Source organism: Vicinamibacterales bacterium, from assembly GCA_036504215.1.
Classification (GTDB): Bacteria; Acidobacteriota; Vicinamibacteria; order Vicinamibacterales; family Fen-181; genus FEN-299.
On record DASXVO010000037.1, the window covers coordinates 57,463 to 78,142 of the forward strand.

The 20,680-nt window shown below is 66.4% G+C and carries 20 protein-coding genes; 12 read left to right on the forward strand and 8 right to left on the reverse strand.

The window, feature by feature from the left end; all coding sequences use genetic code 11:
• The first annotated feature begins 25 nt into the window (after positions 1-25).
• The 7 genes from VGK32_10570 to VGK32_10600 all read left to right on the forward strand — a co-directional run bounded on the left by VGK32_10570 (position 26) and on the right by VGK32_10600 (position 6,533).
• Entirely contained in the window at positions 26-865 is an 840-nt protein-coding gene (locus VGK32_10570) for an ABC transporter permease subunit (protein HEY3382202.1), read from the forward strand.
• Positions 862-1,800, forward strand: coding sequence for an ABC transporter ATP-binding protein (locus tag VGK32_10575; protein ID HEY3382203.1), 939 nt, complete (start codon positions 862-864; stop codon positions 1,798-1,800). Before VGK32_10570 ends, VGK32_10575 begins: the two co-directional genes overlap by 4 nt.
• Before the next feature lies 1 nt (position 1,801).
• Positions 1,802-2,680 carry an ABC transporter permease gene (locus tag VGK32_10580; protein ID HEY3382204.1) on the forward strand — a complete coding sequence of 293 codons (879 nt, stop codon included), beginning with the start codon at positions 1,802-1,804 and terminating at the stop codon, positions 2,678-2,680.
• A gap of 103 nt (positions 2,681-2,783) precedes the next feature.
• Complete coding sequence (locus VGK32_10585; GenBank protein HEY3382205.1) at positions 2,784-3,821, forward strand: hypothetical protein; 1,038 nt, start codon at positions 2,784-2,786, stop codon at positions 3,819-3,821.
• Positions 3,822-4,058: 237 nt separating this feature from the next.
• Positions 4,059-4,631, forward strand: coding sequence for a GNAT family N-acetyltransferase (locus VGK32_10590; protein HEY3382206.1), 573 nt, complete (start codon positions 4,059-4,061; stop codon positions 4,629-4,631).
• On the forward strand, positions 4,624-5,025 hold the full coding sequence (locus VGK32_10595; GenBank protein HEY3382207.1) for a gamma-glutamylcyclotransferase family protein: 402 nt from the start codon (positions 4,624-4,626) through the stop codon (positions 5,023-5,025). Before VGK32_10590 ends, VGK32_10595 begins: the two co-directional genes overlap by 8 nt.
• 125 nt (positions 5,026-5,150) lie before the next feature.
• Positions 5,151-6,533, forward strand: coding sequence for a M28 family metallopeptidase (locus VGK32_10600; protein ID HEY3382208.1), 1,383 nt, complete (start codon positions 5,151-5,153; stop codon positions 6,531-6,533).
• A gap of 24 nt (positions 6,534-6,557) precedes the next feature.
• On the opposite strand, the gene VGK32_10605 is transcribed toward VGK32_10600, so the two are convergent.
• Both VGK32_10605 and VGK32_10610 read right to left on the reverse strand, forming a co-directional pair.
• Entirely contained in the window at positions 6,558-6,917 is a 360-nt protein-coding gene (locus VGK32_10605) for a hypothetical protein (protein ID HEY3382209.1), read from the reverse strand.
• A 42-nt stretch (positions 6,918-6,959) separates the two neighbouring features.
• A complete protein-coding gene (locus VGK32_10610) occupies positions 6,960-7,355 on the reverse strand; it encodes a response regulator (protein HEY3382210.1) in 396 nt (131 codons plus the stop codon).
• A 429-nt stretch (positions 7,356-7,784) separates the two neighbouring features.
• On the opposite strand from VGK32_10610, the gene VGK32_10615 reads away from it, so the two are divergent.
• The 3 genes from VGK32_10615 (at position 7,785) to VGK32_10625 (ending at position 10,174) form a co-directional block, all read left to right on the forward strand.
• Entirely contained in the window at positions 7,785-8,633 is an 849-nt protein-coding gene (locus tag VGK32_10615; GenBank protein HEY3382211.1) for a 3-hydroxybutyryl-CoA dehydrogenase, read from the forward strand.
• 95 nt (positions 8,634-8,728) lie between these two features.
• Positions 8,729-9,328 (forward strand): GTP cyclohydrolase I FolE, encoded by a 600-nt coding sequence (gene folE, locus VGK32_10620; GenBank protein HEY3382212.1) that lies wholly within the window; start codon positions 8,729-8,731, stop codon positions 9,326-9,328.
• Positions 9,329-9,448: 120 nt separating this feature from the next.
• The gene (locus tag VGK32_10625; protein ID HEY3382213.1) at positions 9,449-10,174 is read left to right on the forward strand and encodes a hypothetical protein; all 726 of its coding nucleotides are present in this window, start codon (positions 9,449-9,451) and stop codon (positions 10,172-10,174) included.
• Positions 10,175-10,278: 104 nt separating this feature from the next.
• On the opposite strand, the gene VGK32_10630 is transcribed toward VGK32_10625, so the two are convergent.
• On the reverse strand, positions 10,279-12,378 hold the full coding sequence (locus VGK32_10630; GenBank protein ID HEY3382214.1) for a radical SAM protein: 2,100 nt from the start codon (positions 12,376-12,378) through the stop codon (positions 10,279-10,281).
• A 289-nt stretch (positions 12,379-12,667) separates the two neighbouring features.
• On the opposite strand from VGK32_10630, the gene VGK32_10635 reads away from it, so the two are divergent.
• Complete coding sequence (locus VGK32_10635; protein HEY3382215.1) at positions 12,668-13,528, forward strand: PIG-L family deacetylase; 861 nt, start codon at positions 12,668-12,670, stop codon at positions 13,526-13,528.
• A 761-nt stretch (positions 13,529-14,289) separates the two neighbouring features.
• On the opposite strand, the gene VGK32_10640 is transcribed toward VGK32_10635, so the two are convergent.
• The 5 genes from VGK32_10640 to VGK32_10660 all read right to left on the reverse strand — a co-directional run bounded on the left by VGK32_10640 (position 14,290) and on the right by VGK32_10660 (position 19,186).
• The gene (locus VGK32_10640) at positions 14,290-15,891 is read right to left on the reverse strand and encodes a (Fe-S)-binding protein (protein HEY3382216.1); all 1,602 of its coding nucleotides are present in this window, start codon (positions 15,889-15,891) and stop codon (positions 14,290-14,292) included.
• On the reverse strand, positions 15,888-16,820 hold the full coding sequence (locus tag VGK32_10645) for a hypothetical protein (GenBank protein HEY3382217.1): 933 nt from the start codon (positions 16,818-16,820) through the stop codon (positions 15,888-15,890). The genes VGK32_10640 and VGK32_10645 overlap by 4 nt, the downstream gene beginning before the upstream one ends.
• A 186-nt stretch (positions 16,821-17,006) precedes the next feature.
• Entirely contained in the window at positions 17,007-17,453 is a 447-nt protein-coding gene (locus VGK32_10650; protein HEY3382218.1) for a CGGC domain-containing protein, read from the reverse strand.
• A 38-nt stretch (positions 17,454-17,491) separates the two neighbouring features.
• Positions 17,492-17,836: a thioredoxin family protein gene (locus tag VGK32_10655; protein ID HEY3382219.1), complete on the reverse strand. Its 345-nt coding sequence runs from the start codon at positions 17,834-17,836 to the stop codon at positions 17,492-17,494.
• A gap of 75 nt (positions 17,837-17,911) precedes the next feature.
• The gene (locus tag VGK32_10660; protein HEY3382220.1) at positions 17,912-19,186 is read right to left on the reverse strand and encodes an outer membrane protein transport protein; all 1,275 of its coding nucleotides are present in this window, start codon (positions 19,184-19,186) and stop codon (positions 17,912-17,914) included.
• Between the two features lie 149 nt (positions 19,187-19,335).
• Here VGK32_10660 and VGK32_10665 point away from each other — a divergent pair, with 149 nt between their 5' ends.
• The gene (locus VGK32_10665; GenBank protein ID HEY3382221.1) at positions 19,336-20,679 is read left to right on the forward strand and encodes a TolC family protein; all 1,344 of its coding nucleotides are present in this window, start codon (positions 19,336-19,338) and stop codon (positions 20,677-20,679) included.
• Position 20,680 lies beyond the last annotated feature (1 nt).

The window sequence follows — 20,680 nt, forward strand, 5'->3', positions numbered from 1 at the left end:
TCGAAGGACGTGAGGGCTGCGAACCGTGCCCATACATGATCAAACCTATCGGCGCTACGCGGGCCAGCGCGAGCAGGCGGGCCAGGCGTGGATGGTCATCGCCATCAGCGGCATCCGCACCATTATCCAGAAGCGCCTGTTTTTGGGCCTGCTGCTGCTGGCCTGGATTCCGTTCGTCGTCGGCGCGGTGATGGTGTACCTCAACGCGAACTTCCCGCAGTTCACCCTGCTGTCGATGACCGCCCAGCGGTTCCGCGATTTCCTCGGAACCCAGGACTTCTTCGTCTTCGTGATCACCGTCTGGGTGGGGGCCGGGCTGATTGCGAACGACAAGCGCGCCAACGCCCTGCAGATCTACCTGTCGAAGCCGCTGACGCGAATCGAGTACATCGTCGGCAAGCTGGTGATCCTCGCCGCATTTCTGTTGCTGGTGACGTGGGTGCCCGCGCTGCTGCTGCTCATCCTCCAGGTGGCCTTCACGGGGAGCTTCTCGTTCCTGCGCCAGAACCTGTATCTGTTCCCGGCCGTCACCCTGTTCGCGTTCCTGCAGGTTCTGCTGGCCGCGTTCACGATGCTGGCGCTCTCCTCGCTCAGCAAGAGCAGCCGCTACGTGGCCATCCTCTACGCCGGGGCGTTCTGGTTCAGCCACGCCGTGTTCGGCGTGATTTACGCCATCACCGGCAGCACGAAGCTCTCGTGGCTGTCGCTGCCGGGCAATCTGAATCAACTGGGCGACATCATCTTCCGTCTGCAGCCGCGCTACTCGACGCCTGGCGCCATCTCGCTCCTGGTCCTGCTGGTCACCGTCGGGGTCGCCATCTGGGTGCTCGAACGCCGGGTGCGCGGCGTGGAGGTGGTGTCATGACGGTGGCCGCCGCACCGCGCCCGGTCGTCGAGACGACCGCGCTGTCGAAATGGTACGGGCAGGTCATCGGCCTGAACGACGTCACGGTCAAGGTACCGAGCGGCATCACCGGCCTGCTCGGGCCGAACGGCGCCGGGAAGTCCACGTTGATGAAGCTGATGACCGGCCAGCTCAAGCCCAGCAAAGGTTCGCTGACCGTGCTCGGCCAGCCGATGTGGGGCAACCCGTCGGTCTACTTCCGCGTCGGGTTCTGCCCCGACCAGGATGCGTTCTACGACCGGATGACAGGCCTCGAGTGGGTGACGGCGCTCGTCCGCCTGAACGGCTACAGCGAGTCGCAGGCCGCCGAGGCCGCCCACCGGGCGCTCGAGACGGTGGACCTGCTCGATGCCGCCGGCAAGAAGATCGGCAGCTACAGCAAGGGCATGCGCCAGCGCGTCAAGATGGCCCAGGCGATCGTTCACGATCCGGACCTGCTCATCCTCGACGAACCGCTGTCGGGCATGGATCCGATTGGCCGCCGGAAGACGATCCGCCTGGTCAAGGAATGGGCGCGGGCCGGCAAGAGCATCATCGTCTCGAGCCACATCCTGCACGAGATCGAGGCGATGACCTCGAACATCCTCCTGATCAACAACGGACGGATCCTCGCGGAGGGTGACGTCCACCAGATCCGGGATCTGATCGACACGCACCCTCATACGGTCTTCGTCCGTGCGGCCGACCCGCGGCGTCTCGCGCGGCAGTTCCTGGCGCACGACGATGTGATCAGCCTGAGATTCGAGGAGGGAGCCGTGGTCGTGCAGACGGCGGCGCCGGATGGGTTCTACGCGCGGCTCACCGAGCTGGCCGCGTCGGGCGAAGCGGGCGAGATCACCGAGGTGACATCGCCGGATGACAACCTGCAGGCCGTTTTCCAGTATCTGGTGAAGTAACGTGGCTGCCGAATCCCAACCCGCCGTTGCCGATGTGCCGCGTCACGCCGAACGTCCGCCCTCGTTCGCCACCGCGGCGTTCCGGGTGTTCGACCTCAGCCTCGGGCAGATGCTGTGGTCGCGCCGCACCATCTTCCTGGCGCTCGTCGTCAGCGCGCCGGTCGCGCTCGGGATCATCGTCCGCATCCTGATGTCGGCTGGCATCGGGGGGGCGGTGCGCCTGGGTGGGACAGCCGTGGTTTCCGGGCCGTCGATCTTCGGCCTGTTCGTCTGGCTGCTGTATCTGCGGTTCATCATCCCGGTGCTCGGTGTGTTCTACGGCACGGCGCTCATCGCCGACGAAGTCGAGGACAGGACGATTACGTACCTCTTCACGCGTCCAATCTCGCGAGGGGCTGTGCTCGTCGGCAAATACCTGGCGTACCTGGTCGCGACGGTGCTCGTCGTCCTGCCGTCGGTGATGCTGCTGTACTTCCTGCTCGTCCCCACCGGAGGCGGATCGCTGGCGGCGGCGTTTCCGGCCCTCGTGAAGGACCTCGGCCTGCTCGGGCTGGGCCTGGCGGCCTACGGCGCCCTGTTTGCGTGGGTTGGCGCCCAGTTCAAGTACCCGCTGGTGACCGGCCTGGTGTTCGCGTTCGGTTGGGAGCAGGGCATCTTGCTCATCCCTGGCTACCTCAAGCGTTTCACGATCGCGTACTACATCCAGGGTCTCGTGCCTCACGCCATGCCGCAGGATAGTGCCCTCAGCCTCCTCCAGGCGGTCGTGACGGGCTCGCTGTCGGCGCTGGAATCGCTGATGTGGCTGGGCATCATCTGGCTGGGATTCCTCGCCCTGGCCGCCCGAACGGTTGAGCGGCGCGAGTACATCCTCGAGCAATAGGTCGATCAACAGAAAACCTACCGTCCGGTCATGGGATCGACGGAAGCCCGCGGGAACTTTTGCAAAAGCCGGAGCGTATAATCAGGCAAAGGCGGGGGGGTATATGACCAAACGCACACGGTATTTCATGCTCGGGTCAGCGACGTTCCTCACGGTGGGGTTGACGGTTGGCCTCGCAGCCTACTACGGCGGCATTCCGGGGTTTGCCCAGCCGGCAGGCCCGGAGGAACTCAACTACGTTCCGAACGATGCGGCTGTGGTGGCATATGCCAACGTCCGCCAGTTGATGGACTCGAAGTTCCGTCAGCAGGTGAAGGGGCTGGAACCGGCCGACCGCCAGAAGGGGCAGGACGAGTTCCGGGCCGAGACGGGCATCAACATCGAGACGGACATCGACTACGTGGTGGCGTGCATGCTCCCCGGTGCGCCAGCCGACACGCCGAAGGACAAGAAGAACGGGTTCGTGCTCGCGCACGGCAACTTCGACCAGGCGAGGATCGAGGCCCTGATTCGCGAGAAGGGCGGCGTCGAGGAGCGTTACAAGGATTTGACGCTCTTCACGCATGCGGCCGGTCCGAAGCATGCGGACGCCGAGACGATGGACTTGCCGGATCCGACCGTTGAGCACGAGATGGCCATCGGCTTCCTCGAGCCGAAGGTCGTCGTCCTGGGCACGCCGGCCGCGCTTCACCGGGTGATCGACCTGAAGCACGGTCAGTCCAGCGTCCGGGCGAACGACAAGATGATGGACCTGATCAAGGGCGTGGCGGGTGGCAACGCGTGGGCCGTGGGACGATTCGACATGCTGAAGACCCAGGCGCACCTCCCCGAACAGGTCGCGAGCCAATTGCCCGCGGTGACCTGGTTCACCGCCACCGGCCACGTGAACGGCGGCTTGTCGGGCACGGTGAGCGTCGAGGCGAAGGACCCCGAGGCGGCGAACAACCTCCGGCAGGTCATCACCGGGTTCATGGCGCTCGGCAGGCTGCAGGCCGATTCCAAGCCGGAGTTGAAGGGGATGCTGAACTCCATCCGGCTCGAAGGCACCGGCACGACGGTGGCGGTCTCGTTCGAACTCCCGGACGGAGCGCTCGATGCGCTGAAGGCCGCCGGGATGCAGCGGCACCACCGAACCGAGTAGGGTGGCGCCGGCCCGCAGCGTGCAGGGTGAAGGCGGGCGCGACGGGGCAGGAATTGGACAGGAAGGGGCGCATTCAATGCGCCCCTTTTTTTCGCGTACGGCGTCCGTACTGCGCTTGACTATCCTGCCCGGCTCCCCTAGACTCACGGGCATACATAAAGTCGGTCGACGTTCCGAGATTTCGAGTTGTCCAACTGTGTCATGCAGGACCCGTTGCCTGTCCTGATGGGTAGTCGTGTGGTACTCCGCGAGCCGCGGGAAGACGACGTGGCCGCGTTGTTTGCGTTCACGTCGGACCCAGAGGTGACCCGGTTCCTGGCGATTACTCCTCCGGTCACTCCCGACGACACGCTCTACTTCATCGCGAAATGTCGCGAGCACCGGACGCAGGATCGTGAGTACGTGTTCACGATCGCGGGGATGGGAGACGACCGCGCGATCGGAATCATCGGGCTTCGTCACCTCGACCCACCGATGCGCACGGCCCAGGTCGGGACGTGGCTTGGCCGCCAGCACTGGGGCACGGGGGTGAACGTCGAGGCCAAGTCGCTGTTGCTCGATTTTGCGTTCGACACGCTGTCACTCCACCGTGTCGAAGCGCGAATAGCAGTCGACAACGCCCGTTCCCGCCGTGCATTCGAACGGCTCGGCGCGACATGCGAGGGGCTGCTGCGAGAGTCGTTCTACAAGGACGGCGCCTACTACGACCAGCAGCTCTACGTCGTGCTCGCGCAGGACTGGCAGCGCGCGCGCCGCATGGGCGGAGGACGCCGGCTCCGATCCGCCGGCAAGGATGGTTCGCATGACTGATCGGGTGTTCTTCTACGGCACGCTGATGACCGGTTTCGATCGCCGTCGCCGCGCGGGAATCGACCCGCTGTTGAGCTATGTCGGGCGCGGCCACGTCAAGGCGGCGCTCTTCGATCTCGGCATCTATCCCGCTGCGATTCCCGATCCCGACGGCGCCGTGTGGGGCGAGGTCTACGCGGCCAAGGACCTGGATCGCGCGCTCGTCGGGCTGGACGAAATCGAGGGCTACTGCCCGTCGATGCCGGAAACCAGCCTCTATAATCGCGTGGAAGTGCCGGTCGTCTACGAGGACGGAACCACCGACACGGTGTGGGTGTATTTCTACAACGCGCCCCTCGGACGCGCCGAGCGGATTGCCTCGGGCGACTATCTCGAGCACCTGAAGGTTCGCTAGCCCCCTCCAGTTCGACAAGCTCCCCCCGAGCGGTGTATCGTCCCCGATGCCGCCGCCCCGTCGGCGCGGCCGGCGCGGCGTCAAGCCACACACACGCACACACACACTGAGTGTCCATGACCACCATGACCACTATGTCCCGATGCGCTTGTCGGCGGGCGATCCTCGCCGGAGTCTTCGTGCTTGGCGCCGCCGCGCTCTCCGTGGCCTCGCCCGAGTCGGTTCAGCGCGACCCGCGAGTCGAGAAGCTGCTGTCGCAGATTTCGGAGCAGAGGCTCGTCGCGACGCTCCAGAAGCTGGGGTCGTTCGGCACGAGGAACACGCTCTCGTCCACCGACTCCGCCACGGCTGGCATCGGCGCCGCGCGGCAGTGGATCTTCGACGAGATGAAGAAGTCGAGCCCGCGCCTCCAGGTGAATTTCGACTCGTTCCAGGTGCCGAAGAGCGGGCGCATCACCCGCGACATCGAGCTGCGCAACGTGATGGCCGTGCTGCCGGGCAAGACGGCCCGCCGGGTCTATGTCAGCGCGCACTACGACAGCTTCGCGCGCCGGCCCGTGCCGGCCTCGTCTCCCCAGCCGGCTGGTGCACCGCAGGCCGCCGGGACGCCGCCACCGGCCGCGGCCGCAGCGGATACGGCGCCCGTGGACAATCCGGCTCCGGGCGTGAACGACGATGGAAGCGGGACGGCGCTGGTCATGGAACTGGCGCGCGTCTTCGCGGAGAGCGGCATCGAGTTCGATGCCACGCTCGTCTTCATCGCCCTGGCTGGTGAGGAGCAAGGGCTGATCGGTGCACAGAAGCACGCGGAGAAAGCGCTCGCCGAGAAGGTGGCGATCGAGGGTGTGCTCAACAACGACATGGTGGGCAACGTGCAGGCGGGCGACGGGCTCCAGGATTCCACGCGGGTTCGCGTCTTCTCAGAGGCGCCCGAGGATTCTCCGTCGCGCCAGCTCGCGCGGTACGTGGCCTCGGCCGCGGCCCGCTACGTGCCGACCCAGCAGGTCACGCTCGTCGCGCGCCACGATCGATTTGGACGCGGTGGTGATCACACGGCGTTCAACCAGAAGGGGTTCACCGCCGTCCGCATCACCGAGGCCCTCGAGAACTTCGAGCGGCAGCACACGGCCGCCGACACCATCGAGGGCGTCAACGTTCCGTACTTCCTCCGCAACGTTCGCATCAACGCCGCAGCCGCCGCATCGATCGCCCTGGCGCCGCCAGCGCCCGTCGTCGCGGACGGCCGCGGCCAGCCGACGCTCGGGCGCCAGCCGAGCGGCTACGACTCCAACTTGAAATGGAAGGCCTCGCCCGGGGCGGCAGGCTACAAGGTGTACTGGCGCGAGGCGTGGACGCCCAACTGGCAGCACGTCCTGGCGGTCGGCAACGTGACCGAGTTCGTGCTGCCCAGCGTGTCGATCGACGACTACGTCTTTGGCGTGGCGGCGGTGGGGAGCGACGGCAGCGAGAGCCTGGTGGCGGTGTACGTCAATCCGCCGCGCCGCTGACCGGTCGGGCAGTCGCGCCGCCGGCTACGGCCGCGCCTCGCGGCCGGCGGCAATCGCCTGGATGAACCCGCCGATCGCCTCCACCACCCGCGCGGACATCTGGACGAATTCGATGCCGGACCGATAGATGGTCGTTCCGCCCTCGACGTCGCAGACGTGGGCGTGCGCGATCCGTCCCTTGACGATGACCGACAGGTCGCCGAGGACCAGACGAAACTCGTGCAGCGAATCGATCGAAAGTGGAAAGGCCGTTTCAATCTGGGCGCCCGCCCGGCTGATCTCGGTGATCGCCATCGGCTCGTACACCATGACCTCGCCCAGGAGTTCTCCGAGGATCTCGATGCGTTCGGGTTCGGCGCGGCGTTCGGATTGTTCCCCGGTCATGGGGGCGAACTATAGCACAGGCGGACGCGGAGCGGCGGTCTGCTAGTTCATGGGCAGTTCAGGACGCATCAGCGGCAGCACTGCCTCCGGCTCGTCGTCCTCGTCCGGCTCGTCGTCGGACCGACCGCCGTCGAACTCATTTGTGTAGGTGAGCACCGGGATGTGCTCGGTGTCCTCATCCAGCTTGAGCATCGACAGAACCTGGAAGCCGAAGGGGTCGTCGATTCCGAGGCAGAGGAGCACGAGGTTCGGCCGATTCCGCTTGATCTGCGAATACGCGTGCTCGACCTCGGTGACGAACACGACGTCGTAGTGTCCGGCATCGAGAACGGTCTCGAGCAGTTCCATCATCTCCTGGCTGCCGTTGACAATCACGACCTTCTGAGTCGCGCGGCCTGCCCGGGGATTGGCGATCTCGCTGACCCTGTTCAGCATCATCGGTCGGTCCTCACTGTCACTCCCGTATTCAAGATCAAGGCCATGATTGGCTGACCCCATGGGGCGCCGAATTCAGGCGTTTTCGCCGATGCCCGTCGCGCGGCTCCACGCTCGGCCGACACGGTGCCTCCTGACAGGGACACGGAATTTCCCGATGAGTAACAGGATGTACTGCAAGAGCTTACAGGTCAGGCCGGGTGCTCGAGCCGGGTGGGCGTGGGGTGTCGATTCTGCTCATGGGTGTCCATGAATCCGTCGACCTGCGCCGGGGGGCGGGGCCGCGCCAGCTGTCGAGGAGGCAGGAACCGCCCATCATTGGCATACAGAAGGTGGATGGGATTGAGTCACTGGGGCGGCGTGCTATTCCGCCCAGCCTGAGGCACAATGGAGCGGGCGACCATCCATAATCAAGATCGCGGAGGAGCGCGTATGGCGATTCGCACGGTAGGGGTGCTGGGGTGTGGCCTGATGGGGGCGGGCATCGCACAGGTGTCGGCGGGAGCCGGCTACCGGACGATCGTCAGGGAGGTGGATCAGCCGACGATCGAGAAGGGCCTCGCGCGCATCCGGAAGTTCCTGGCTGACGGGGTGGAAAAGGAGCGGGTGACGCCGGAGGCGCGAGACCGGACCCTCGCAAGTCTGGAGGGCACGACCCGTCTCGAAGACCTGGCGGACGCCGACCTCGTGATCGAGGCTGTCGTCGAGAACATCGACGTGAAACGCGCCGCCTACGCGGAGATCGAGCGCATCGTGGGCGCCCACACGCTGATCGCGTCGAATACATCATCGCTCTGTGTCATGGAACTGGCCGCCGCGACCGGCCGTCCCGATCGGTTCGTCGGGCTGCACTTCTTCAACCCGGTGCCGCTCATGAAACTCGTCGAGGTCGTCCGGGCGCTCTCCACGACCGACGACACGTATCAGCAGGCCATGGCGTTCGTGCAGTCGCTCGGCAAGCAGGCCGTCGCGGCCCCGGACCGCCCGGGCTTCATCGTCAACCGCCTGCTGATTCCGTATCTGCTGGACGCCGTGCGGGCGTACGAGCAGGGGCTGGGGACGATCGAGGATATCGACGCGGCGATGAAGCTCGGGTGCGGCCACCCGATGGGGCCGTTCACGCTGCTCGACTTCATCGGCATCGACACGACGTACTACATCGCGAACATCATGTTCGAGGAATTCCGCGAGCCACGCTTCGCGCCGCCGGCGATGATGAAACGCATGGTGGTGGCGGGCCGCACCGGGCGGAAGGGCGGGCGGGGGTTCTACCAATACTGACTGGTCCCAGGGACGCGGACGGCGGGTGGAGCCGAGCCTTCGAAGGTCCGCGGCGAGGCGACGAAGTGGGCTGCCGCCTGTTGTAGACTAGGACGATGCAGGATCTCATTCGACAGATGCTGGAGCAGCTTGGCGAGGATCCAGACCGTGAGGGCCTCGTGGACACGCCCAGGCGGGTCGAACTCTCGATGAAGTTCCTGACCAGCGGCTACGAGGCGGATGTCGACAAGGTGCTCAACAACGCGTTCTTCACGGTCGACTACAGCGAGATGGTGATCGTCAAGGACATCGACTTCTTCAGTCTTTGCGAGCACCACCTGCTCCCGTTCTTCGGCAAGTGCCACATCGCCTACATCCCCAGCGACAAGGTGATCGGTCTCAGCAAGATCCCGCGGCTCGTGGACGTCTTCAGCCGCCGACTGCAGGTGCAGGAGCGGCTGACGAATCAGATCGCGCAGACCATTGGAGAGAAGATCAAGCCGCTCGGCGTGGCCGTGGTGATGGAAGCGACGCACCTGTGCATGGCGATGCGCGGCGTCGAGAAGCAGCGGTCGTTCGCGGTCACGAGCGCGATGCTCGGGGCGTTCCGCAACAGTTCGCGGACCCGCATGGAGTTCCTGGAACTCATCAACCAGCGGAGTCCGTGGACCTCTTCCTCTCTGCCGACGACGAATTTTCGGACCGTTGAAGATTGACGCTCCGAGCGGGACAGGCGTCCCGCCTGTCCGGAGCACGGGCGGGACGCCCGTGCCACTCGCGACGCCAATGCCACTCGCGACGCCCGGGCCGCTCATCTGTTGACGTATACTTTCCGCATGACGCGCTCTGCGACGATCCTGCTGGTGCTGGTGCTCGCGGCGACAGGGGCCGTCGCCCAAACGCCCTCCGCGAGGAAGACCACGAAGAAACCGGCGACCACTGCCAAGACGACACCGTCGATGCCGCGGACCGTTGCGGCGCCGGCCAACGTCACGTGCCCGCACGTGCTCGGGACCGGCGTCGGAAGCAAGCTGCAGTTCTGCGATGTGCTGGCCGGACGAAGTCCCGCCGAGGGCGTGCTCGTCAATCTCCCGCCGCACAAGGGCATCCTGACCCTGTCGTTCGACCTGCACAACCGACACACCTACTCGGAGCAGTTGGTCAAGGCGGGCCGCGGCTACACGAGCTACACGGCGACGATTGGGGTGCTCACGCCGGACGGGACGCTTCTTGCCCGTGGCGTCGTGCGGAGCGAGTTTCGGTCGGCGAAGGACCTGCTCGACCGCATCGCGGGCGGGGCCGGTCCGGGCGGAGTGAAGGCCGTCGCGCCCACTGGGACCGAGCGGATTACCGTAGACGTTCCCGAGGATGTCACAAAGGTGAGCGTGCTTGGTGAGAAGCTCACGGCGGTGACGCTCGACACGACGGAGACCTACTCGGCTGCCCAGCGACCGATTGCCGTGGTCAGCAATCTGAACGTCGAATACCAGCCGGTGGCCAAGCCGCCGGTCAAGCGACCGGCCAAGCCGCCCGCCAAGAAGAAGCCGGCTGCAAAGAAGTAGGGACGCGGCGTGACGCGCCCCGAAGGCGCCTGAAAACACCAAGGGCGGAACCGACCGTTCGTCGGATCCGCCCTTGATCGTTTGAGGTGTGTCGTCCGCCCGGTCTACACGTTCGCCGGCGTTTGCGCCTGTTCGTCCTCGGTCTTCGGACGCTTCAGGCCGGCGATCTGGATGAGCGGTTCTGCCGGCTTCTCCTTCAGGATCTGCTCCCGGTACAGACGCTCCATCTTGGCGTGGTAGGCCGCATCCTGCACTTCCGTGCCCTTGTCCTTGCGGGCCTTGAGCTTCTCGTCACGCGCGGTCTTCGCGATACCGGCCTCGTCCAGGTCGGTCTGCGCGGCCGCCGCCACCGCTTCGGGATTGAGCGCCAGCGAGTGCTGCACGCTGTCGAGTTCCACGTGGTGGTTGCCGGCGTAGATGTGGTGCCGGCCGTGCTCCTCGTACCACTTGGTGACCGTGGCCGTCATGTGCATCTTCTCGATGATCTGGCGCCAGCCAATCCCCGTGTTGTAGGCGCAGAAGGAGATCTCGCCTTCCTGCGTGCCGTAGGGGATGATGCACATCTCGGTGCGGCGGAAGTCGTAGTTGAACAGATCCTGGAACCACATGCCGGCGATGAACAGGAAGTTCCAGCGGTCCGCGCGCCGCTTGGAGACGTCGTTCAGGCGCGTCTCGCCCGTCACCTGGCCGTAGTCGCGGCCGGTCGCGTTGAACGTCTTGTCGAACTTCTTCAACAGATCGCTCAGCTTGAAGTGCTTCGGCGCCATGAAGGGATCGTAGTTGCGCATCAGCGCCACCGCCATCCCCAACACCGACATGAACCGGCTGCGGGCGGCGTCGTTGACGAGCGCGATGTCCTTCGGCAGACGGTCGGCGTTCAGGAACGCCGTCACCGGAACCGCCTCGCGCGTCTCCTTGTCGATCATCAACGCCATGCCGGTGCCGCAGTTCGGGTGGCACCCGCACGACAGCGAGCCCCAGTCGTTGTCCGGGCCGTGGATGAGATCCGCCCAGTCGGAGAACGTGCCCATCAGCGAGATGGGGAACCAGTCGCGCAGCGGCTCGCCGAGGCCCGTCTGGTTCTTCACGTCATGAGCGAGATTGGCCAGCGTGTAGCGCTGCGCCGCGCGCCGCTCGGGCGTCACCTCCTCGTCGCGGCCGGTGAACGACACCGGCTGGAAGGAGAGGAAGGAGATCTTCTTCGGGTTGTCGCGCGCGAACTCGATGATGCGCCCCACCTGCTCGTTGTTCACGCCGTTGATCAGCGTGATGACGAGCACGATGTCCACGCCCGCCGCATGGAGGTTCTCGATCGCGCGGAGCTTGACGTCGAAGAGGTTCCCCACGTGCCGGTGCGAGTTCGGGGCGTTGCCGACGCCGTCGAACTGCAGGTAGACGTAGCGCAGGCCAGCCTCGGCCGCCTGGTGGCAGAACTCGGGGCTCTTCGCGAACTCGATGCCGTTGGTCGCCGCCTGCACGCTGTTGTAGCCGACCTGCTTGCAGTAGCGGACCGCGTCGAGGAAGAAGGGCGAGAGCGTCGGCTCGCCGCCCGAGAACTGCACGGACATCTGCCGCTTCGGCTTGACGGTGATGGCGTTGTCGAGAATCGTCTTGATCTCGGCCCAGCCCAGCTCGTGGACGAACCCCACCTGGTTCGCGTCGGTGAAGCAGGGGTCGCACATCATGTTGCAGCGGTTGGTCAGATCGACCGTCAGCACCGCGCCGCGGCCGTGCAGCACCGTGCTGCTCCCGTGGTTGTGCAGCTTCGAGTCGTTGTGGGCGCGGATGTCGCGGCCAGGGAACGACTCCTCGAGGTGCTTGTAGAACGCCGGGTCGGTCGACATCACGTCCTCGAAGTGACCGTGCCGCGGGCAGTCCTTCACCATCAGGATCTTGCCGTCACGCTCGAGGATCGTCGCCTTGATCTCGCCCACCTTCTCGGTCAGCAGGATCGACACGTCCTTCTTGCCGTCGATGATTTCCGTGCGCGCTTCGCGGACGCACATCGGGCAGAGCGAGTCGGTCTCGCGGGGCCACCCGAGCACCGGCTTGGTCTTCTCATACGACTTCAGCAGTGGCTGATCGGACCACCGCGGCGTGAACGACGGGTTCTGCTTGAAGCGGTACGCCGCCTGAAGGACACTCCACACGCCGTTGGCGGCCAGCGAGAGTCCCTTTTCGACGTATTTGATCGGAGCGTGCATGCCAATCTCCCTCGGTTTGCTCCGCGGTTCGAGTCGGTTCGTGTGCGTCGTCGCACACGCCGTCACCCGGCCAAACGCCGCGAAGCGCCAATGCCCTCTACGGGTCCTTAGAACTGCGCAATCATACCTGCTGATTTTCGGCCTGGATCCAAGAATCCGGTGGGCTGGCACACGCGTGGGGCGAGCGGGCAATAGGCCAGATGGGCGGGAATGACGACAAAACCAGTCCGAAATCAAAAACAGAGACCGAGACGACCGAGCACGGCAGGGGTGGCATATGATCGGCCCCATGAACCTGCGCATGCCGACAGCCGAAGTGTTCACACCGGGTGCGGAGCCGCCAGCTGACGCGCTCGCGCGGACGACGGATCTCTGCGTGGCCGCCCATCAGGATGACATCGAGATCATGGCGTTCCGCGGAATCCTCGACTGCTTCGGGCGGAGCGATCGGCACTTCACGGGCGTGACGGTCACCGACGGCGCCGGCAGCCCGCGCGACGGGATCTACGCACGTTTCTCGGATGATGACATGAAAGCCGTCCGGCGCGAGGAGCAGAAGAAGGCCGCCCGCATCGGCGAGTTCAGCGCGCACGTCTTTCTCGACTTCCCGAGCGCAGCGGTGAAGGACCCGTCGGACGGCGCGGTCATCGACGATGTCGCGGCCGTGATCGATGCGTCGCGGCCGGCGACGGTCTACACGCACAACCTGGCGGACAAGCACGAGACCCACGTCGCCGTCGTTCTCCGGGTCATTGCCGCGATCAGGCGGATGCCGAAGCACGAGCGGCCGACGCGCGTGCTCGGCTGCGAGGTCTGGCGCGACCTCGACTGGATGGACGACCGGGACAAGGTCGTGCTCGACGTGTCGGGGCGCGACAACCTGGCCGCGGCGCTGCTTGGCGTCTTCGATTCCCAGATTGCCGGCGGCAAGCGCTACGACCTCGCCGTGCTCGGCAGGCGGCGGGCGAACGCCACGTTCGCGGCTTCGCACGGCGTGGACCAGGCCGAGGCGCTGACGTATGCGATGGATCTGACGCCTCTCGCACTGGACGACGCCCTCGATCCGGCCGCGCTGGTGCTGGACCACCTCGATCGCTTTCGCAGGAGCGTGGAGGAGGGCCTGGCGAGATCTTCGCGGGTGCGCCCGTGACGGGAGGGCCAAGTCGCAGCGGTGCCCCCGGGCGCGAGGCCAGGGCCGGCGGAGCGGGCCGGGTCTCGTCAAGCGCGGCGTAGACCGCCCGCCGGCGTAAGGGCGCCCGGCAGACGCCGGTCGGCGCCGAGCCGCTCGGCGCGCGGGGAAACCAGCGCTCCAGCGGTTTGTCGGCGGCAGGGTGGGGCCCCACTTCGTCACCCCACCCGGATCTCTGGCGCTTGCGCGCCGGTTTCCGTGCTTTCGCCCCCGCGACGCCTCGAAGGCCCGGCTCCGCCCGGCGTCCGCCGGTCGCCGTCCGCGCCGAACCGGTCCGCGTCGGCGTGCTTGTCTGCCCCCGGGCGCGATGCCAGGGCCGGCGGAGCGGGCCGGGTCTCGCCAAGCGCGGCGTAGACCGCCCACCGGCGTAAGGGTATCGAGCCGGACGGCGGCGACGTGGTGGGGCGGGGACCGAGAGTCGCCGCCGGGAGGCTTCGCCCGGACAGCGCCGCGCGGCGCGAGATCCGGGCCGCTCCGGCGGCGAGGGCGCCCGGCAGACGCCGGTCGGCGCCGAGCCGCTCGGCGCGCGCGGGGAAACCAGCGCTCCAGCGGTTTGTCGGCGGCAGGGCGGGGCCCCACTTCGTCACCCCACCCGGATTTCTGGCGCCTGCGCGTTGGTTTCCGTGCTGTCGCCCCCGCGACGCCTCGAAGGCCCGGCTCCGCCCGGCGTCCGCCGGTCGCCGTCCGCGCCGGGCCGGTCCGCCGGCGGGGGGCGGCCACGCTCAGTGCCATTCCCACTCGATGAATCCGGGTTTGACGTCGGCCATGGCGTTGACGACGAGTTCGACGAGGCCGCCGTACTGGATGCGGTTCGCCTTCCAGACATCGTGGTAGGCCAGCAGGTCGCGGATCTGCCCCTTGCAGTTGCTGCACGGCGCGCAGACGTACTTCGGCTGGGCGGGGTCGAGACAATCCGAGAAGACGTCGAGAATCTGCTGCAGCTTCTTCCGCCCGGATATCTGCGATCGCCAGTCGGGGAACGTATTGCCGCTCATGATCGCGAAGCCGCTTCCGCCTCCGCAACAGTAGTTGTCGACGCCGTGCGGGTGCATCTCGCGAAACTGCGGGCAGATGGCGCGGAGGATCTCCCGCTGCGGCTCGACGATTCCCATCAGCCGCACCATGTTGCAGGGGTCGTGCAGCGTGACGGGAAAGGCGTTTCGGCTTGGATCGAGTTCGAGCCGGCCGCTGGCCACGATGTCTCGCAGAACCGTCAGGAAGCTCTCACGCGGAATGTTCAAGTCGCCGGTCAGCAGGCGGTCGGCGATCACGAGCAGTGACTTGTGTGCGTGGCCGCACTCCCCGATGACGATCTTCTTGACCTTCAGCTTCCGCGCCGCCTCGGCGTGGCGGACCGCGACCCGTGCGAACTGCGCATCGTCGTACCACAGGCCGTAGTTCACCGAGTCGTAACCGGCCAGGTCCGACGACATCGTCCACGACACGCCAGCCTGGTTGAGGATGATGCCGAAAGCGCCGGGATTCTCCGGCCACGCGAGGATCTCGCCGGCGTTGTGCACCAGGAGGATGTCGGCTCCCTCGACGTCCCACGGGGTTTCGACCGGGAGCCCGGCTTTCTCCGCCATCTCCTCGTCGATGAACTGGACGTTGTCCTTGACGACCGCAGGGGGCATTCCGGTGGACGAACCAGCCTTGAGCTGGAGCATCGAGCCGGACGCGTGCAACTCCTTCGGAGCGATGCCCATTTCCTGACTGAACAACTTCCGGATCTCGTGCGCCACCAGGCCGTTGTCGACACCGATCGGGCACGCCTGCGCGCACCGGCGGCACAGGTTGCAGCGATACGCGAGCTCGGCGAGTCTGGCCACCATTGGCCAATTGAGATCGACGCTGCCGTGCTGCCACCGCGACAGGAGGCCGCCGCCCTTGACGTGCTCGAAGTACAGCCGCCGGAGGATCTCCGATCGGTAGGTGGGACGATAGATTTCGGCGCCACCGCTGGCCTCGAAGATGTGACACGCGTCAGAGCAGGTCTGGCAGCGCGCGCAGTGCTCCATGGTGAGCAGCAGCGGCTGCAGAAACGTCCAGTTGTTCTCGCGGGAAAACAGCTTCTCCAGGCCCGACAGGAAGCTCCGGACCAGTATCTCCTCTTCCTCGGGCGTCTGCGGTGTCGGCAAGGCCAGCACTCGCGAGTCGTCCAGCGGGTATTGGTTGGCCTGGGCCTGCGGCAGAAGCGGCTTGGCGGCGCCGCGACGGGCGGTCGCCCCGTCAATCAGCAGGGGCGACAACTGGGTGTCGTCGAGACGAAGGAGCGGCTCGGACGACCGCCGTGACATGTCGGAGAAACCGGGCCCGTCCTTCATCGATGCGCCTCCCCTGGATTCGAAGACACCACGTCGGCCCATGTGCCCGACTCGTTCGTGCGGATGTGTGCTGCCGACCAGGTGGGCCTGTAGGTCAGGTACTCGGCCAGCTTCGCAGTCATGCGAGGGTCGGCGGCAAGCGGGGTGTCGTCCCAGCGGACGGCGTGATAGGTGAAGTACTTCCCGACGAAGTGCGACATGTGCGTGAGCGGGATATAGGCAGTGAGGGCGGCGCCGGCGAACAAGCCCGCGGCCAGCGCGCCCGGAACGTGGAGCGTCGAGTCCCAGGACAGCAGCCCTGTGGCGATGACAAGTGCGCCAGGAGACCCGTCCGGCCTCACGGCATAGCCGACGCCGATGAGCCCCAGCACGGCGACGAAGAAGGCGAGGTTGAAGATATCACCGACGGTGGTGTAGGACCGCAGGGACGGCTCGCTGAGCCGGCGCTGGAGCAGCGCGCACGCGCCGCAGAACGAGAGCACCAGACCGACGATGCCCGTGGTGGCCGCGAGCCACCGCAGCACGGACCCGAATGGACCGCCCGGGAGTCCTCCGCCCAGAACCACTGCGAAGGCCGCCAACAGCAGCAGCCCGGCGCTTCCCGCGAGCAGGTAGAGACCGAAGTGAAACGGGAAGGAGCGGTACCAGAGCGCGCGGTTCGATTTGCGCAGCGCCTCGAGAAAGAGCATCTCCGGAATCATGACCCGCAATTCGCCGGCCAGGTTGAAATGACGCGGAGCGGTCCACCACTCGCTACCCTCGAAATAGGAACCGCCGTGGGCCACCCGCTGGGGCTCCTCATGTGGAACCGGGTACAGCTCCCACCGCAGGTGGAGCGGGCTCCTGGCATATCGAACGGCGCGAGCAGCGCTGGCGGCCACGAAGGTGATGCCGGCCGCGCAGATTGAGAGGTATAGCAATGTGGTCACGGAAACGCCTCCAACGGTCGACCGCCCGGATTGAGTGGGAGTTCCGCAGACGAGCGCGAGTGGCGAAAGGCCGAGCCAGGTCCACCGTCCAGGCAGCAACCGGAGCCACCATTCTAGCGTGAATTGGCGGACCGGTTTGACCGGATGCCACGATGGGGGGCCATCGGGGCCGGATGGTGCGGTACGTCAGTCGTACGCCAACCGCGTCGCTTCGTCGGCGAGGGTGGGCGCCAGTAATTCCTGCCACTCCGCACCCCGCCACGTGTCACAGCGGGTGTGAGCCAGGAAGTACTTTTGCGGGATCGGATGCGTGCCGACGACCACCGGTATCCCGTACTTCTCCTGGATGAACCGCCGGAAGTAGTCGATGTGCGGACACGGGGGATAACCGACGAGGAATCCGGTCGCGAGGTGGATGACGTCGGCGTCGTTCTTCTTCATCTCCTCCGGGGCATATTCGATGTTGCCGCCAGGGCATCCTCCGCAATTGGTGTAGCCGACCAGTTCCACCTCACGGCCCCGGTACGCCGCAAAGGCGCCTTCACGCGCGCGTACGGCACGCAGGCACTTCCCGCCGGCACAGGTGTGGTACCGCTCGCAGATGATGATGCCAACGCGCACGGGATCGCTCATGAGTTCTCCTGAATGCGGGGGCATCGAGCTCGGTGATTCTACTCCTGCCGCTGCAGAACCGCCACGCTGTGGAGATGGGCCTCTTCGGGAACGATCAACCGGAACGCGTGAGAGCCGAACCAGTCCACCGCTGCCGCGATGGTTACCGGGCCGACGGGGTGAACTCGCCCCTCGGATTGGTGGACGCGGGCGACGAGCGCCGCCATCAGCTCGGACATCAACGCCGCCTCGGGGACCGCGCCTTCGACACGGATGGTCTCGTTGATGACGGTCCGCCGGACTCCACGGACCTGGTACTTGTTCGCCAGGTGCGGGAACTCGGTCGCCTCAACCAAGTCCGCCGTGACCAGATCGCTGGCCACGGCGAGCCTGTGGGAGAGCACGACCCCTCCTGGCCCTGAGACTCACACGCGAACCGGAAGGTGGCGGACCGTTGCCGGCCAAGCGTCAGGGGTGGTCTACTTGAGCTTCTTGGTGATCGAGACTCCAAATGAATTCTGGTACATCTTCACCAGGTCGGTCCCACCGCCGGGCAGCATGGCGGTCGCGCCCGACACGCTGTTCTCGAACGCGTGCAGGTAGGCGACGTTGACGTCCATCGTCTTTCCTGCTCGCAGGCTCAGCCCCAGCGTCAGGTGATTCTGGATCACGCCGGGCGCGAGGATGTTGAAGGTGACGTCGGCGCTCTGGACCGGGTTGTCCGAGTGGTTGTAGCCCGCCCGAACCGTCAGCGTCGGTCTCACATCGTATGAGAGCCCCAGCTTGAGCACGTTGACGTCGGTCCAACCGAAGCCCGGTCCGCCGGCGCTGCCGAGCGGCGCCTGGGCCTTGCTCGAGTTGCCGACCGAGGCGACACCGCTGTAGTTGATCCGCTGGTAGTCCAGGGCGACAAGCGCGCCGGGGGCCGGCTTGAATGCCACGCCGGCGTTGAAGTTGGCGGGAAAGTCGAACCCACCCTGTTCCGCGAACAGTCCCTTGTACTTCTCGAATGCGCCCATCTTCATCTTCGGCGCGAACGCAGCACCAACCGAGACGGCGTCGCTCAGGTTGGCCATCCAGCCGATGCGGACGCCGAGACCGATCGACGAGTCCGTTCCCATGTCCGAGAGGCTGCCGGGAGCGCTCGAGTAGGCACTGAATGCCTGTACGCCGCTGGCGCTGAACCGCTGATAGCCGATGAGCGGCGAGATGCCGATCGCCTGGTGCGCGCCGAGACGGAACGCGACAGTGGGCGCGATGACCATCTGCTCGAGGTTGACACCGAGGCGGCCGGGGCCGCACAGCAGGTTGGAGGCCGGCGCGCCCATGCCGCAGCGGTTGGCCGCGATCTGGCCCGTCGGGTAGTCGGTGTTCATCCCGCCGTTGCCGTAGAGCGTGAGCCCGAACGAGAGCTTCTCGCCGAACATCCAGTTGAAGCCGAACTCGGGCATTGCAAACCACAGGCTGCCACTGTCGGCCGTGCCGTTCAAGCCGTAAGCGTTCGCGGTTCGAGCGGCGCTCCGGCGCGGACCGAACACGTCGGCTCCGAGGTCGAAGCCGCTTCCAAAGAGCACCATCTGCGCGGGATTGACCGCCCCGCCCATGGTGCCGAACACCACGGCGGTGGAGGCGCCGCCCATGCCCTTGGCCTTCATTCCGTAGCCGTGGGCGAAATAGCCGTCGGTTGCCAGCGCAGAGGCCGGCAGGGTGGTCGAGACTGCAACGACCAACGCGAGGATTCGAGATTTCATCATTTCAATGACTCCGAGAATCGCACCGGTAACGCAGGGGCGTGGCACACGTTTGTACCTGGATTCACAAACCGCGTGAGTGGTGACAGGGCCAAGCCCAGCAGTGGCCTGGCGTGACGTTTGCGGCGGCGCATGAATCCTAGAACCCAGCCATGACCATTCGATTTGTCGTCTTCGCCATCGTCGCGGCACTCGTCTCGCCCGTCTCGAGCCGTGCGCAGGAGCGCGTGTCGCTCCAGGACGCGATCAGCGGCACACTGGCCAACAACCCGGACCTGCGTGCGGCGCGCGCCGGGCAGCGCGAGAGCGATGCCCGCGTCCGCGAGGCCCGATCGAGCTACCTGCCGCGCGTGGATTTCGTCGAAAGCTGGCAGCGGGGCAACAACCCGGTCTTCGTGTTCGGCTCGCTGCTCTCCCAGCAGCGCTTCTCGGCGGCGAACTTCGCGGTCGAGGCGCTGAATCATCCGGACGCCCTGACGAACTACCACAGCGCGTTCTCTGTCGATCAGCCGCTGTTCGACAGCAGCCGGCTCGCGGGAATCCGGTCCGCGCGGATTGGTTCGGAACTCGCGAAGGCCACTGTCACCGACGCGGAAGCCGGCCTGGCGCTGGACGCGACGCGGGCCTACGGCGACGTGCTGCTCGCGAACGCCAATCGCGCGGCGGCGCTGGCCGCCGTGGCGACCGCCCGAGAGGATCTCGCCCGTGCCGAGCGAAGCCGCGACGTCGGCATGGTGACCGAAGCGGACGTGCTGTCCCTCCGGGTTCATCTCGCGCAGATGCAGGAGCGTGAGATCCGGGCGGGCAGTGGTGAACAGGTGGCGACGGCCTTCCTGAACCGGCTGATGGGCGCGCCGCTCGATCGCACGCTGATCCTCGCCGAGCCGGCTGCGGCAGCTGTGGCGGCGCCGCCGATTGAGGACAGCGAGCGGGCGGCGCTGAGGGATCGCGCGAGCCTCGCGCGTGCCACGGCCCAGGTGTCGCTGGCCGAGACGGCGCGAGCGGCCGCCCACCAGGCGTTCCTGCCGCAGGTCTTCGTGCAGGGGGTCTACGAACTGAACGGCCATACGTTCGGCGACCGCGCCTCGTCGTGGATGATCGCCGGTCAGGCGCGGGTCAACCTCTTCGCGGGCGGGGGTGACGTGGCCAGGCTGCGCGCCGCGACCGAAGCCGCGAGCCGGGCGAGAGCCGAGCGTGAGAGCGCCGAGACCGGGATTCGCCTGGACGTCAGAACCGCGCGAGCGCAACTCGACGCGGCGGCGGCTCGGGAAGCTGTCGGGCGCGCCGTGGTCCTGCAGGCGCGTGAGAGTCAACGGATCATCCGCGACCGGTACGAGGCCGGTCTCGCGAGCGTCAACGATATCTTGAGGGCGGCCAACGCCCTGCTCGACGCCGAGTCGCTTCGGATCTCGGCGATTGTCGATCTGATGGTTGCCAGGGGCGCATTCGACCGAGCGGTGGGGAAGCTCCCGAGCGGAAGTCAGCAGAGGCCATGAC